This window comes from Cupriavidus sp. KB_39 (assembly GCF_052114485.1).
GTDB lineage: Bacteria > Pseudomonadota > Gammaproteobacteria > Burkholderiales > Burkholderiaceae > Cupriavidus.
Genome location: NZ_JBFREV010000010.1, coordinates 133,346 through 148,636 on the forward strand (window position 1 = coordinate 133,346; position 15,291 = coordinate 148,636).

General features: G+C 66.6%; 9 protein-coding genes. 4 read left to right on the forward strand and 5 right to left on the reverse strand.

What is annotated here, in order from left to right:
- Window positions 1-90 precede the first annotated feature (90 nt).
- The 5 genes from AB4Z27_RS10570 to aceE form a co-directional block, all read right to left on the reverse strand.
- Window positions 91-903 (reverse strand): SAM-dependent methyltransferase, encoded by an 813-nt coding sequence (locus AB4Z27_RS10570; protein ID WP_441644435.1) that lies wholly within the window; start codon window positions 901-903, stop codon window positions 91-93.
- A 184-nt stretch (window positions 904-1,087) separates the two neighbouring features.
- A complete protein-coding gene (lpdA, locus tag AB4Z27_RS10575; RefSeq protein ID WP_441644436.1) occupies window positions 1,088-2,875 on the reverse strand; it encodes a dihydrolipoyl dehydrogenase in 1,788 nt (595 codons plus the stop codon).
- A gap of 39 nt (window positions 2,876-2,914) precedes the next feature.
- Window positions 2,915-3,574, reverse strand: coding sequence for an MFS transporter (locus AB4Z27_RS10580; protein WP_092292849.1), 660 nt, complete (start codon window positions 3,572-3,574; stop codon window positions 2,915-2,917).
- A 72-nt stretch (window positions 3,575-3,646) separates the two neighbouring features.
- On the reverse strand, window positions 3,647-5,320 hold the full coding sequence (gene aceF, locus AB4Z27_RS10585; RefSeq protein ID WP_092292847.1) for a dihydrolipoyllysine-residue acetyltransferase: 1,674 nt from the start codon (window positions 5,318-5,320) through the stop codon (window positions 3,647-3,649).
- A 181-nt stretch (window positions 5,321-5,501) separates the two neighbouring features.
- Entirely contained in the window at window positions 5,502-8,189 is a 2,688-nt protein-coding gene (gene aceE / locus AB4Z27_RS10590) for a pyruvate dehydrogenase (acetyl-transferring), homodimeric type (protein ID WP_092292845.1), read from the reverse strand.
- 328 nt (window positions 8,190-8,517) lie between these two features.
- On the opposite strand from aceE, the gene AB4Z27_RS10595 reads away from it, so the two are divergent.
- The 4 genes from AB4Z27_RS10595 to AB4Z27_RS10610 all read left to right on the forward strand — a co-directional run bounded on the left by AB4Z27_RS10595 (window position 8,518) and on the right by AB4Z27_RS10610 (window position 15,272).
- Window positions 8,518-11,148, forward strand: a complete 2,631-nt coding sequence (locus AB4Z27_RS10595; protein ID WP_441644437.1) for a PAS domain S-box protein — start codon at window positions 8,518-8,520, stop codon at window positions 11,146-11,148.
- A gap of 165 nt (window positions 11,149-11,313) precedes the next feature.
- The gene (locus AB4Z27_RS10600; protein ID WP_092292841.1) at window positions 11,314-11,946 is read left to right on the forward strand and encodes a response regulator transcription factor; all 633 of its coding nucleotides are present in this window, start codon (window positions 11,314-11,316) and stop codon (window positions 11,944-11,946) included.
- Between the two features lie 261 nt (window positions 11,947-12,207).
- Window positions 12,208-13,062 carry a bifunctional methylenetetrahydrofolate dehydrogenase/methenyltetrahydrofolate cyclohydrolase FolD gene (folD, locus tag AB4Z27_RS10605; protein WP_092292837.1) on the forward strand — a complete coding sequence of 285 codons (855 nt, stop codon included), beginning with the start codon at window positions 12,208-12,210 and terminating at the stop codon, window positions 13,060-13,062.
- A gap of 122 nt (window positions 13,063-13,184) precedes the next feature.
- Window positions 13,185-15,272 carry a M3 family metallopeptidase gene (locus AB4Z27_RS10610; RefSeq protein ID WP_441644438.1) on the forward strand — a complete coding sequence of 696 codons (2,088 nt, stop codon included), beginning with the start codon at window positions 13,185-13,187 and terminating at the stop codon, window positions 15,270-15,272.
- Window positions 15,273-15,291: the final 19 nt, after the last annotated feature.

Below are 15,291 nucleotides of genomic sequence, written 5' to 3' on the forward strand. Positions count from 1 at the left end.
CCTCGCCCGCCCCGCGCATCGGCTCCGGCCGCTGCGACGGGTTGGCAAGAACCCGGCCCCTCTGACGAGGGGCCGGGTTTTTTTTCGTCTCTATGGTTTGAGGAACGTGGCGCGCCATGGCTCGCCACCCTCGATGGTGCCCCGCATCTCGCGGCCATCCACGTGGCCGACGTAGCGCTCGTCGTCGATGGTGAAGACGATCTCCGTGCCGCGCAGGCGGCCGTCCCAGATCGGCGTCGACCGCTCGCCTTCGCGCATCACGCCTTCCAGCTTCTGGAACGTCTGCGACAGCACCAGCAGCTTGYTCCCCATCGCCCATATCCCCGCCACCCTCGCCGGCACCAGCCACAGGTAGACGCCGCACGGCCCCGGGCAGGCCTCGACGCTCGGCACGTACTCGTCCGGCCGCCAGTCCGCCATATCGAACGAGTTCGAGACGATGCGCGTGCCGGCCCGCATCCCCAGCAACGTGGGACGGAGACGCAGGTTCACGCTTGGCAGCAGGAACAGCGTGACGACCGTGGCATCGGAAAAATCCGACTTGAAGATGTCCSCCCGCTCGAAGGTGGCGCGACTGGCCACGCCTTCGGCCTGGGCGGTGCGTCGGGACAGCTCGACCAGTTCGTTGTTGAATTCGATGCCACGCGCGGTGGCGCCTCGCTTGGCGGCGGTAATGACCAGGCGGCCATCGCCGGAACCCAGATCGACGAGCCGATCCTGGGGCGTCAGCTTCGCCATGTCGAGCATCTGGTTCACCAGCGGCTGGGGCGTCGGAATCCAGATCACGTCCTTGCCCGACTGGCCCATGGTCGGCCTGGCGCCCGGTTCGTCGAACTGCGCCCAGGCCGCGCCGGGCAGGAGTACCAGGCACAGCGCGGCGGCAAGCAGGTGTGTCTTCCGCATCGTGTTCACCCAACGATGCTAGGAGATCGGCCCCGGGAGCGCCATGCCGGATAGASAACCCCTCCGCTGCCGGCCCTACCCGCTTGCGGCAGGCAATCGGCGGTCCCTCCTGGCGGTTAATTGCTAAATTTCGATCCAAAAGAAAACCCGCCATCGCGGCGGGTTTTCTCGTTGCGGCYGAAGCTTAGCGCTTGCGCGGCGGCGGCACGTCCGTGCAGACGCCTTCGTAGATCTCGGCAGCCATGCCGATCGACTCGCCCAGCGTCGGGTGCGGGTGAATCGTCTTGCCGATATCCACGGCGTCGGCGCCCATCTCGATGGCCAGGCACACTTCGCTGATCAGGTCGCCCGCATGGGTGCCCACGATACCGCCGCCGATGATCCGGTGCGTTTCCTCGTCGAAGATCAGCTTGGTGAAGCCCTCGTCGCGGCCATTGGCGATGGCGCGGCCCGAGGCGGCCCACGGGAACGTGCCCTTACCGTACTTGATGCCCTGCGCCTTGCACTGCTCCTCGGTCAGGCCGGCCCAGGCCACTTCCGGATCGGTGTAGGCCACCGACGGGATCTGCTTGACGTCGAAGTACGCCTTCTCGCCATGCGCGGCTTCGGCAGCYACGTGTGCCTCGTGCACCGCCTTGTGGGCGAGCATCGGCTGGCCGACGATGTCGCCGATGGCGAAGATATGCGGCACGTTCGTGCGGAGCTGGTTATCGACCTCGATAAAGCCGCGGTCCGTCACCGTCACGCCAGCCTTCTCGGCGCCGATCTTCTTGCCGTTCGGCACACGGCCGACGGACACCAGCACCAGGTCGTAGCGCTGCGGTTCGGCCGGCGCGGCCTCGCCCTCGAACTTCACGTAGATGCCATCCGGCTTGGCTTCCACGCCCACCGTCTTGGTCTTCAGCATCACGTTGTCGAAGCGATGCTTGTTCATCTTGTCCCAGACCTTGACGAGGTCGCGATCCGCGCCCTGCATCAGGCCGTCGAGCATTTCCACCACGTCGATGCGCGCGCCGAGCGTGCTGTACACCGTGGCCATTTCCAGCCCGATGATGCCGCCGCCAATCACCAGCATCTTGTTGGGGATGTCCGGCAGTTCCAGCGCGCCAGTCGAATCGACAATGCGCGGGTCCTCCGGCACGAACGGCAGCTTCACAGCCTGGCTGCCGGCGGCAATGATCGCCTTCTCGAAGCGGATCACCGTCTTCTTGCCGGTCGGGGCCTTGGCGTCACCTTCGGTTTCCTGCACTTCRAGGTGATGCGGATCCAGGAACGTGCCGATGCCGCGCACCACCTGCACCTTGCGGGCCTTGGCCATGCCGGCCAGGCCGCCGGTCAGCTTGCCGACCACGGTTTCCTTGTAGTGGCGCAGGCCGTCCAGGTCGATCTTGGCTTCGCCGAACAGGATGCCGTGCGCGGCCAGCGCCTTGGCTTCGTCGATCACGGCCACGTTGTGCAGCAGCGCCTTCGACGGGATGCAGCCCACGTTCAGGCAGACGCCGCCGAGCGAGCCGTAGCGCTCCACCAGCACGGTGTTCATGCCGAGGTCCGCCGAGCGGAACGCGGCCGAGTAGCCGCCGGGGCCGGCGCCGAGCACGAGCATGTCGCACTGGATGTCGGCGCTGCCCGCATGCGTGGCGGCGGCCGGCGCCGGGGCCGGAGCGGCCTTCGGTGCAGCGGCGGCAGCAGCCGGTGCGGGAGCGGCGGCAGGTGCCGGGGCAGCGGCAGCAGCGGCGCCGGCTTCCACGGTGCAGATCACCGTGCCCTTGGCCACCTTGTCGCCCACCTTGACCTTCAWGTCCACGATCTTGCCGGCCGACGACGACGGCACGTCCATGCTGGCCTTGTCGGACTCCAGCACGATCAGCGACTGCTCTTCCTCGACCGTATCGCCGGCCTTGACCAGTACTTCGATCACTTCCACCGCGTCGAAATCGCCGATATCCGGCACCTTGACTTCGATCACACTCATACTTTTCCTCCTGGGATGCGCGCCCTGCCCGCCTGGGGCTCAGGCCGCGCCGTCGTTGTTGGTTGCCGCCCCGCCATCCGCGCCGTTCTCACCGTTTGAACCATCCGGTACTGGCGCGGGTGCCGGCTGCGCCTGCAGCCGCACGGTATGCACGTCGATGGGACCTGCCGAACTCTTGTCGAACTCCACGCCTGCGTCCACGCCGATCCGCGCGATCTCCCCGGCGCCGATGCCGGGCCGGTCGTAGACCGCGTGCATGGCCCCGAGCGCATAGTTGCGCCCCGAGCCAATGCCCCAGAAGCGGTCGAACGCGAACACCTCGCGGTAGGAATAGACGCCGAAGATGCCGCCCGGATTGGCGATCAGGCAGACGATCTGCGACGACTCGTACGGATCGTCCTCGTCTTCCTTGGTGTTGATGAAGTACTCGGTCTTGAGCTTTTCATGCACCTTGAGGAAGGTCCGGAACACATCGTCGCGGGTCAGCAGGCGGCATTCGTCGCCCATGCCGGTCAGCAGCGCCCGCATCACCGGAAAGTGCGCGGTGGTGCCGGCCAGCGCGACGAAGCTCTCGCCCACCGGGAACACCTTCTGGTTGCGCTCGTAGGCACGCGACAGCCGCGTGTCGCCGAACGTAACCAGCGCGTCTGCCGCAATGGCTACCTCGGCGCCCTTCCTTACGACTACGCATGTCGTCATGGTTCGCCCCTTGCAGTTCGTACAGGCCCGCGCGCCGGCAACCGAGGCCGCCGGCGCGCGCGTGGGCCGTGCTTACAGCAGAATCCGGCGGAAGTCCGCCAGCAGCTGGGCGAAGTACGTGTTGAAGCGGGCCGCCTCGGCGCCGTCGATGACGCGGTGGTCCCACGACAGCGACAGCGGCAGCGTCAGGCGCGGCGCGAACTGCTTGCCGTCCCAGACCGGCTTCATGTACGACTTGCACACGCCCATGATGGCCACTTCCGGCGCGTTGATGATCGGCGTGAAGTAGGTGCCGCCCAGGCCGCCCAGCGACGAGATCGAGAAGCAGCCGCCCTGCATCTGGTCCGGCTTCAGCTTGCCGTCGCGCGCCAGCTTGGCGAGTTCGCCCATTTCCTGGCTGATCTCGAGCACGCCCTTGCGGTCCGCGTTCTTGATGACCGGCACGACCAGGCCGTTCGGGGTGTCCGCCGCAAACCCGATGTTGAAGTACTTCTTCAGCACCAGGTTGTCGCCGTCCAGCGAGGCATTGAAGTTCGGGAACTTCTTCAGCGCCGCGACGGTGGCCTTGATCATGAAGGCCAGCATGGTTACCTTGACGCCCGACTTCTCGTTTTCCTTGTTCAGCTGCACGCGGAAGGCTTCGAGGTCGGTGATGTCCGCTTCGTCGCAGTTCGTGACGTGCGGGATCATGACCCAGTTGCGATGCAGGTTGGCGCCCGAGATCTTCTTGATGCGCGAAAGCGGCTTGTTCTCCACTTCGCCAAAGCGCGTGAAGTCCACCTTCGGCCACGGCAGCAGGTCCAGGCCGACGCCCGAGCCACCAGCGGCAGCCGCTGCGGCCGGCGCGGCGGTCGAGCCGCTCATCACGCCCTTGACGAAGCCCTGCACGTCTTCCTGCGTGATACGGCCCTTCGGACCGGTACCGGGCACGCGCGACACTTCCACGCCCAGTTCACGCGCGAACTTGCGCACGGACGGGCTGGCGTGGGCGGCCTTGCCGGTCACGCCCTGGGCGGCCGGGGCGGGTGCCGAGCTGGCCGGGGCGGGAGCCGGCGCCGAAGCCGCGGCGGGCGTCGGGGCCGGGGCAGCAGCAGCCGGGGCCGGAGCCGGGGCGGCGGCCGGAGCCGCCGCAGCGCCGGCAGCGCCAGCGGCTTCCAGCACCACGATCAGCGTGCCTTCGGCCACGTTGTCGCCCACCTTGATCTTGATTTCCTTGACGGTGCCGGCCTGCGGGCTCGGCACGTCCATGGTCGCCTTGTCCGATTCCAGCGTGACCAGCGCGTCTTCCGCGTTGATCGTGTCGCCCACCTTCACGTGGATGTCGATCACCGGCACGGCGTCGTAGTCGCCGATGTCCGGCACCTTGACTTCCACGATACCGCCACCGCCGGCAGCCGGCGCAGGCGCCGGGGCCGCTGCGGGCGCGGGTGCGGGGGCCGGAGCCGCCGCGGGAGCCGGTGCCGGGGCGGCGGCCGGAGCCGGGGCAGGCGCGGCGGCGCCGGCACCTGCCGGCTCCAGCATCACCAGCACCGAGCCTTCGGCCACGTTGTCGCCCACCTTGATGCGGACTTCCTTGACGGTGCCGGCCTGCGGGCTGGGCACGTCCATGGTCGCCTTGTCCGACTCCAGCGTCACCAGCGCGTCTTCCGCGTTGATGGTATCGCCCGGCTTCACGTGCACTTCGATGACGGGTACGGCGTCATAGTCGCCGATATCCGGCACCTTGATTTCAATCGCTTGACTCATTCAGTGTCTCTCCTGGGCAGCCGGCACTCGCGTCTACACACGACAAACGCTCGGCGAGGTTACTCTCGCCTCACGCTTCTGTCACGTTGCCACGCCGCAAGGCGCCGCCGGGCCAGCCGGGGGCGCCCGCGGCGCGGCGGGTGCCGCACTGCGGGGGGGTTCAGGCGTGTAAGTCCGGGAATCAGACCGACATCGGGTTCGGCTTGCTCGGGTCGAGGTTGTACTTCTTGATCGCCTCGGCGACCTTTTCACGACCGATCGCGCCTTCGTCGGCCAGCGCCTTCAGCGCGGCCAGCGTGACCCAGTGGCGATCCACTTCGAAGAAGTGGCGCAGCTTCTCGCGGGTATCCGAGCGGCCGAAGCCGTCGGTGCCCAGCACCACATAGCGGCGCGGCACGAACGGACGGATCTGCTCGGCGAACGCGCGGATGTAGTCCGTGGAGGCGATGACCGGGCCGCGCACGCCCTTGAGCTTCTGGGCGACGAACGACTCGCGCGGCGTCTCGGTGGGGTGCAGCAGGTTGTGGCGCTCGGCGGCATTGCCTTCGCGGGCCAGCTCGGTGAAGCTCGGGCAGCTCCACAGGTCCGACTCGACGCCCCAGTCCTTCTTGAGCAGCTCGGCGGCGGCGATCACCTCGCGGAAGATCGTGCCCGAACCCAGCAACTGCACGCGCGGCGCGTTGCTGTTCTCCACGCCCTTGCGGAACTGGTACATGCCCTGGACGATGTCGCGTTCCACGCCAGCCGGCATTTCCGGGTGCTCGTAGTTCTCGTTCATCACCGTCAGGTAGTAATAGACGTCTTCCTGTTCGGCGTACATGCGGCGCATGCCGTCCTGCATGATCACGGCCAGTTCGTACTGGAACGTCGGGTCATACGAGATGCAGTTCGGGATCACGGCGTGGAACACGTGCGAATGGCCGTCCTCGTGTTGCAGGCCCTCGCCGTTCAGCGTGGTCCGGCCCGAGGTACCGCCCAGCAGGAAGCCGCGCGAGCGCATGTCGGCAGCGGCCCAGCACAGGTCGCCGATACGCTGGATGCCGAACATCGAGTAGTAGATGTAGAACGGGATCATCTGCACGCCGTGCGTCGAGTACGACGTGGCGGCAGCAATCCAGTCGCACATGGCGCCGGCTTCGTTGATGCCTTCCTGCAGCACCTGGCCAGTCTGCGATTCCTTGTAGAACATCAGCTGGTCGTGATCCTGCGGCACGTACTTCTGGCCTTCCTGGTTCCAGATGCCGACCTGGCGGAACAGCCCTTCCATGCCGAACGTGCGCGACTCATCGGGCACGATGGGCACCACGTGCTTGCCAATCTTCTTGTCCTTGAGCAGCGTGTTCAGGATCCGCACGAAGGCCATGGTCGTGGAGACCTCGCGGCCTTCGCCGGTGGCCTTGAGCAGCGCGTCGAACGCGGCCAGCTCGGGCACCGGCAGCGCTTCCGCCTTCAGGCGGCGGCTGGGCAGGTAGCCGCCCAGTTCCATGCGGCGGGCGCGCATGTATTCGAGTTCCTTCGAGCCATCCTCGAAGGTCAGGTACGGCACGTCCTCGATCTTGTCGTCCGTCACCGGGATGTTGAACTGGTCGCGGAACTTGCGGATCGCGTCCACCGGCATCTTCTTCTGCTGGTGGGCCACGTTCATGGCCTGGCCGGCATCGCCCATGCCATAGCCCTTGATGGTCTTGGCCAGGATCAGCGTCGGCTGGCCCTTGTGCTCGCTGGCGGCCTTGTAGGCGGCGTAGATCTTGTGCGGGTCATGGCCGCCACGGTTCAGGCGCCAGATGTCGTCGTCGGACCAGTCGGCCACCATGGCCTTCAGCTCCGGCGTGTTGAAGAAGAACTCGCGCACGTAGGCGCCGTCCTTGGCCTTGAAGGTCTGGTACTCGCCGTCCACGCATTCCATCATGCGTTTCATCAGCAGGCCCTTGGTGTCGCGTGCCAGGAGCTGGTCCCAGCGGCTGCCCCAGACCACCTTGATCACGTTCCAGCCCGAACCGCGGAATTCCGATTCCAGTTCCTGGATGATCTTGCCGTTGCCGCGCACCGGACCGTCCAGGCGCTGCAGGTTGCAGTTGATCACGAAGACGAGGTTGTCCAGCTTCTCGCGGCCGGCCATGCCGATCGCGCCGAGCGATTCCGGCTCGTCGGTCTCGCCGTCACCCAGGAAGGCCCAGACCTTGCGGTCGCCGGCCTTGGCCAGGCCGCGGCTGTCCAGGTACTTCATGAAGCGCGCCTGGTAGATCGCCATGATCGGGCCCAGGCCCATCGAGACGGTCGGGAACTGCCAGAAGTCCGGCATCAGCCACGGGTGCGGGTAGGACGAGATGCCCTTGCCGTCCACTTCCTGGCGGAAGTTGTCGAGTTGCTCGGGGGTCAGGCGGCCCAGCAGGAAGGCGCGCGAGTACACGCCCGGCGCCGAGTGGCCCTGCACGAAGACGAGGTCGCCGCCGCTCTGCTCGGACGGGGCGCGCCAGAAGTGGTTGTAGCCGACGTCATAAAGCGTGGCGGCCGACGCGAACGACGAGATATGGCCGCCCACGTTGGTGTGCTTGTTGGCGCGCAGCACCATGGCCATCGCGTTCCAGCGCGTGTACGAGCGGATGCGGTGCTCGATATCCTGGTCGCCTGGAATGCGGGCCTGCTGCTCCACCGGAATGGTGTTGATGTACTGCGTCTCGGCGTGGAACGGCTGGGTCACGCCGTTCACGCGTGCGTATTCGATCTGCTTTTCGATCAGGAAAGCGGCGCGTTCCGCACCTTCGGCCGCCAGCACGCCCTGCAGGGCATCCAGCCATTCATGCGTTTCCTGGGGATCGGCGTCGTTGGCGCTGCTCGCGCCGAGAATCTGCTCTGGTACGGCTGACATGAGACTGTCTCCTGGTGAATTCCTGGCGAGCGCACGAGATCCGCCCGCATTGTCTGGTCGAAGCGATTCTATGGAAGCACAGCAGAGGCTGACAAGCGAAATTTTCAGATTACGGATTCGTTTCTTATAATGTGAAATATTGCGGCGGTGCACCAGAGCGCGCGCGCCGCAGGCCGATGTCGCCCGCGCATTGATCGGACGCCGCTTCCTCGCCAGCCCTGCCCGGGGCACGATCCGCGCAAACTTGAGCAGGTGCCGCATAGGCGCTTTCCCCAAGCGACGCACCGCAATAATCCCTATACACTGGCCGGTCAGCCGTCAATCCCTTATGCAGTTCYTCCAACGACTCCTCTCCGGCCTGCGCACGGCCATGCTTCCCCCAAATCCCTCCGGGGCCGTGACCCCGGCCACGGTGGAAGCGTCTGCCGCCGCGCACCATGCCGCCCAGCACGCGGCCCACGCCGGACGCGACGGCGATCCCCATGACGACGTGGCGCACGACGCCGCCGACGCCCACGAAGCCGACGGCCCCTTCGCCGCCGCGCCGCGCCGGCTCTGGTGGCTGCGCTGGCGCAACCTCGTGGCGACGAGCTGGTTCATGTTCATCCCGCTCGTGGCGATTGTGCTCTTCACCGTGGCGATGGGCGTCATCCTGTGGTCGCTGCACGAGACGGAGCGCCAGCAGCAGCGCGACGCCCTGTACCGCGACGCCGCCTGGGCGCAGCAGCGCGTGCGGCTCTCCCTGCTGAGCAACCAGGACCAGCTGGCCTCGCTGGCGCGCGACATCGCCGCCGCGCAGCTCGACCAGGGAGCCTATCGCACGGCCGCGCAGGAAATCTTGCGAGAGAACCCGGAAATCGTCTTTGTGAACTGGCTCGATGCCACGCGGCGCGGCCGCTGGTCGCTGCCGTCCACGTCGGAGTTTGCCGGCCGGTTGCGGGAGACCGTCGACCATCCGCTGGAGCCGGAAGTCCTCGACACCTTCGACGCCGCCCGCGAGACGCAGCGCGTGGTCTACTCCCGCCCGCTGATGAACGACCGCGGCGACAGCTTCATGCTGATGGAAGTGCCGATCGTGCGGGACAACGAGTTCCTCGGCACCCTCGGCGCGCTCTATTCGATCAACGGCATCCTGACCCACCTGCTGCCGCCCGAGCTGACGGAGCGCTACCGCTTCTCGCTCATCGACAAGAACAACCAGACGCGCGCGAGCACGTCGCTGCGGCCCGTGCCGGGCAATGCGCTGTCGTACGAAGTGCTGCTTGATCCACCTGGACACTCGCTCTCGCTGCGCGCGGATGCCTACCCGCCGCCATCGAACCTGCCTAACAACATGCTGCTGTGGCTGGTGGTGGGGCTGTCCTGCTTCCTGCTCTGGAGCCTGTGGAGCATGTGGCGGCACACCAGCCGCCGCTCCGAGGCGCAGCGCGCCCTGCTGGCCGAGACCTCGTTCCGCCGGGCGATGGAAAACTCGATGCTGATCGGCCTGCGCGCGCTCGACCTGAACGGCCGCATCACCTATGTGAATCCCGCCTTCTGCCGCATGACGGGCTGGTCCGAGGGCGCCCTGGTCGGCCGCGTGCCGCCGTTCCCCTACTGGCCGCCCAACGACCAGCAGGAGATGCAGAAGCAGATCGACCTGACGCTGCAGGGCAAGTCGCCCGCCACCGGCTACGAGATGCGCGTGATGCGCCGCGACGGCAGCAGCTTCTTCGCGCGGATGTACGTCTCGCCACTAGTAGACGGCCGGGGCCGCCATACGGGCTGGATGAGTTCGATGACGGACATCACCGAGCCCAAGCGCGCCCGCGAGGAACTGGCCGCCGCACACGACCGCTTCACGACCGTGCTGGAAAGCCTGGACGCCGCCGTGTCCGTGCTGGCCACCGACAAGGCCGAGCTGCTGTTCGCCAACCGCTATTACCGGCAGCTGTTCGGCTGGGAGGCCGAGGGGCACCTGAAACTGGCCGGCGACGACTTCGACCGCGAGCAGATGTCGAGCGACAACACTGACTTTGTCGACGCGTACGCCGGCCTGCCGGCCTCGGAGCTGATGCCGTACGCGTCCGACGCGCGCGAGGTCTTCGTGCCAGACATGCAGAAATGGTTCGAAGTGCGCCGCCGCTATATCCAGTGGGTGGACGGCCACCTGGCGCAGATGCAGATCGCCACCGACATCACGGTGCGCAAGGCCGCCGAGGAAATGGCGCGCCAGCACGAGGAACGGCTCCAGTTCACCAGCCGSCTGACCACGATGGGCGAGATGGCGTCGTCGCTGGCGCACGAACTGAACCAGCCGCTGGCGGCCATCAATAACTACTGCATGGGTGCCGTGGCGCGGCTCCATTCGGGGCGCAGCACGCCGGAAGAGCTGATTCCTGTGCTCGAAAAGACGTCGGCACAGGCCGTGCGGGCGGGCACCATCATCAGCCGCATCCGGGGGTTCGTGAAGCGCAGCCAGCCGCAGCGGCGCGAGGCATCCCTCCACGATATCGTGGCGGACGCCGTGGGCCTGGCCGACCTGGAAGCCACGCGCCGCCGCGTGACCATCCTCACCCGCCTGCCTGCCCCCCCGCTGCTGCTGTACGTGGACCCSGTGCTGATCGAGCAGGTGCTGGTGAACCTGCTCAAGAACGCCGTGGAGGCCATGGCCGGGCTGCCTGCCATGCGCGCCGCCGGCGTGGTGCGCCTGCATGCGCGYATCGAGCCGGTGGAGTTCGGCCAGTGCGTCTGCATCGACGTGATCGACCAGGGCCCGGGCGTGGACGAAACCACCAAGGAGCGCCTGTTCGAGCCGTTCTTCAGCACCAAGTCCGACGGCATGGGCATGGGCCTGAACATCTGCCGCTCGATCATTGAATCCCACCAGGGCCGGCTCTGGGTGGAAAACAATGTGGACGGGATCGGCTGTACGTTTAAAATCACGCTGCCGCTGCAGCCTGCGCTCCCCGAGCAATAAGCCCGGGCACCCCGGCGAGACAGACGCGATGAGACCTTCCGCCGCGGGGCTTGGGTGGGTCGCCGCAGATCTGCCACTCGACCGGATAGTGTTGCGCACGCCGCCAGGCGGTTACACTTAGTTGCAAACGACTTGGTCGTTAACGAATTTGCCCCAGGAGACTTCATGACCGCAACGCCCAGTCCCACTCCGCATCGTGGCGAGACCGTGTTCATCGTCGATGACGATGAAGCCATGCGCGACTCGCTGACCTGGCTGCTGGAGGGCAATGGCTACCAGGTGCGCAGCTTCAACAGCGCCGAGCAGTTCCTGTCCGCCTACGATGCCGGCCAGGTGTCCTGCCTGATCCTGGACGTGCGCATGCCCGGCATGAGCGGCCCGGAACTGCAGGAACGCATGCTGGCCGAGCACATCGACATTCCCATCGTGTTCATCACCGGCCACGGCGACGTGCCGATGGCCGTGTCCACGATGAAGCGCGGCGCGATCGACTTCATCGAGAAGCCGTTCGACGAATCCGAGCTGCGCGCGCTGGTGGAGCGCATGCTCCAGAAGGCCCGAACGGACCATTCGGCCGCCCGCGAGCAGCGCGCCGCCAAGGACCTGCTGGGCAAGCTGACCACGCGCGAGCAGCAGGTGCTGGAGCGCATCGTGGCCGGCCGCCTGAACAAGCAGATCGCCGACGACCTGGGCATTTCCATCAAGACGGTGGAGGCGCACCGCGCCAACATCATGGAAAAGCTCAACGTGAACACCGTGGCGGATCTGCTGCGACTGGCACTGTCGCGCAACAGCTGATCGGCTGGATGGACGGGGAAAAAACGGCGCAAAGGCGCCGTTTTTTTATGGATCGTCGATCAGGAGGTTGGCGGAAAAAGTAATGCAAACAGCACAATCATGCCGAACTGGGTGTGCCACAAACTGTCCCGTCCGAGCAGCTTGCACCGCGCCAACTGCCCGCCGATGGGCGCCAAACCCTTATAATCCGGCTTTGTCCGCGACGCCGCCGCCMCGCGCGCGCCGCCTGCCCCGACTTCCCAGCCTCTCCCGCAGAATCCCATGCCCGCCCAACTGATCGACGGCAACGCCCTTGCCAAACAAATCCGTACCGAAGCCGCCCAGCGCGCCGCCCGCCTGACCGAGAAGGGTCACCAGCCCGGCCTCGCCGTGGTGCTTGTGGGCGAGGATTCCGCCAGCCAGGTCTATGTGCGCAACAAGGTCAAGGCTTGCGAGGACAACGGTTTCCATTCGTCGCTGGACCGCTATCCGGTCGATCTGTCCGAAGCCGACCTGCTGGCGCGCATCGACGAACTGAACGACGACCCGAAGATCCACGGCATCCTGGTGCAACTGCCGCTGCCGAAGCACATCGACAGCCACAAGGTGCTCGAAGCCATCGCCCCGGAAAAGGACGTGGATGGYTTCCACGTGGCCAACGCCGGCGCGCTGATGACCGGCGCCCCGTTGTTCCGCCCGTGCACGCCCTATGGGTGCATGAAGATGCTGGAATCGATCCAGTACCCGCTGCGCGGCGCGCGTGCCGTGGTGGTGGGCGCCTCGAACATCGTCGGCAAGCCGATGGCCATGCTGCTGCTCCAGGCCGGCGCAACCGTAACGATCTGCAACAGCAAGACSCGCGACCTGGCCGCCCATACGCGCGAGGCCGATGTGATCGTGGCCGCCGTGGGCCGCCGCAACATCATCACCGCCGATATGGTCAAGCCGGGCGCCGTGGTCATCGACGTCGGCATGAACCGTGACGATGCCGGCAAGCTGTGCGGCGACGTGGACTTCGCCGGCGTGCGCGAGGTGGCCGGCCACATCACCCCGGTGCCGGGCGGTGTGGGGCCGATGACGATCACGATGCTGCTGATCAACACCCTCGAAGCCGCCGAGCGCGAAGCCGGCCTGTAATCCGCCGGCCGCCGGGCCCCAATCGGCCCGATAGGAAAGTCGAACTGGAAATTTCCGCGCAGACGCCTCATCTTTGCACGTGTGAACGTATAAAGACCGAGGCTCGCCAACCGAGAACCGCCATGACCGTGAACAACGACCGCGCTACCAATCCCCTGCTCGACTTTACCGACCTGCCCCGCTTTGCCGAGATTCGTCCCGAGCACATCAGCCCGGCGCTGGACGTGCTACTGGCCGACGCCCAGGCTGGCGTGGCCCGCGCCGAAGACCCGGCCACCCCGGCCACCTGGACCAGCGCCGTGGAAGCCCTSGAGGCCGCCACCGAGCCGCTCGGCCGCGCCTGGGGCGTGGTGGGCCACCTGAGCGCCGTGGCGGACACGCCCGAACTGCGCAAGGTCCACACCGACAACCTGCCCCGCATGACCGAGTTCTGGTCGTCGCTGGGCCAGAACCTCGCGCTGTTCGAGAAGTACAAGGCCGTGGCCACCGGCCCCGAGTTCGCGGGCCTGACGCCGGCGCGCAAGCAACTGCTCGAAAACGAGCTGCGCGGCTTCCGCCTCGGCGGCGCCGAGCTGCCCGAAGACCGCAAGCCGCGCTTCGCCGAGATCCAGGAGCAGCAGGCCCAGCTTTCCAAGGCCTTCTCGGACCACGTGCTCGACGCCACCAATGCCTACGCCCTCTATATAGAAGACGAGGCGCGCCTGRCCGGCATTCCCGCCGATGCGAAGGAAGCCGCCGCCATCGCCGCGCAGAAGGACGAGAAGGCCGGCTGGAAGTTCACCCTGCACTTCCCGTCGTACTACCCGGTGCTGCAATATGCCGATGACCGCGCGCTGCGCCAGACCATGTACGAAGCGAGCGTGACGCGCGCCTCGGAACTCGGTGCGCAGTACGGCAGCGGGCAGGCCGACTGGGACAACACCGCCAACATGCGCGAGCAGCTGACGCTGCGCCGCGAGGAAGCGCAGATGCTTGGCTACAACAACTACGGCGAGGTCTCGCTCGTGCCGAAGATGGCCGAGTCGCCGGCCGACGTGCTCAAGTTCCTCGACGAACTGGCCGTCAAGGCGCGCCCCTACGCCGAGCGCGACTGGGCMGAGCTGCGCCAGTTCTCCGCCGCCGAGCTGGGCCTGGCCGAGCTGAAGCCGTGGGACGTGGCCTACGCGTCCGAGAAGCTGCGCCAGCAGCGCTATTCGTTCTCGGACGACGAAGTGAAGCAGTATTTCCAGGAGCCGAAGGTGCTCGAAGGGCTGTTCGGCGTGGTCGAGAAGCTGTTCTCGGTCAGCATCCGCCCGGACGAAGCCCAGACCTGGCACAAGGACGTGCGYTTCTACCGCGTRGTGTCGCCGCAGGGCGCCCTGCTCGCCCAGTTCTACATCGACCTCTACGCACGCGAAGGCAAGCGCGGTGGCGCCTGGATGGACGATGCGCGCGGCCGCAAGGAACGCGACAACGGCACCGTGCAGACCCCGGTGGCSTACCTGACCTGCAACTTCACGGCGCCCGTGGGCGGCAAGCCGGCGCTGTTCACGCACGACGAGGTCATCACGCTGTTCCACGAGTTCGGCCACGGCCTGCACCACATGCTGACGCAGGTGGGCGACCTCGGCGTGTCCGGCATCAACGGCGTGGAGTGGGATGCCGTGGAACTGCCGTCGCAGTTCATGGAGAACTTCTGCTGGGAATACGAGGTGCTGGCGAAGATGACCGCCCACGTCGAGACCGGCGCCCCGCTGCCGCGCGCGCTGTTCGACAAGATGCTGGCCGCCAAGAACTTCCAGAACGGCATGATGACGCTGCGCCAGATCGTCTACTCATCGTACGACATGCACCTGCACACCGACTATGACCCGCAGGGCCAGACCTCGGTGCTGGAACTGTCGCGCGAGATCAACGACAGCAAGCACGTGGTGCCGCARTCGCCGCTGTCGCGCTGGCCGAACACGTTCAGCCACATCTTCGCGGGCGGCTACGCGGCGGGCTACTACAGCTACAAGTGGGCCGAAGTGCTGTCCGCCGATGTCTACGCCGCGTTCGAGGAAGCCGGACAGCTGTCCGGCAGCGTGCTCGATTCGGCCACTGGCGAGCGGTATCGGCGCGAGATCCTGTCGGTGGGCGGCAGCCGCCCGGCGATGGAATCGTTCGTGGCCTTCCGTGGCCGCGCCCCGCAGATCGACGCGCTGCTGCGTCACGGAGGCATGGCGGCGTAATCGTCACATTTACTTCCCG

What these genes read in the sequence shown, in the direction of transcription:
- aceF (WP_092292847.1), bottom strand. Translation starts at nt 5,320, where the DNA reads ATGAGTCAAGCGATTGAAATCAAGGTGCCGGATATCGGCGACTATGAC.
- AB4Z27_RS10600 (WP_092292841.1), top strand. Translation starts at nt 11,314, where the DNA reads ATGACCGCAACGCCCAGTCCCACTCCGCATCGTGGCGAGACCGTGTTC.
- AB4Z27_RS10580 (WP_092292849.1), bottom strand. Translation starts at nt 3,574, where the DNA reads ATGACGACATGCGTAGTCGTAAGGAAGGGCGCCGAGGTAGCCATTGCG.
- aceE (WP_092292845.1), bottom strand. Translation starts at nt 8,189, where the DNA reads ATGTCAGCCGTACCAGAGCAGATTCTCGGCGCGAGCAGCGCCAACGAC.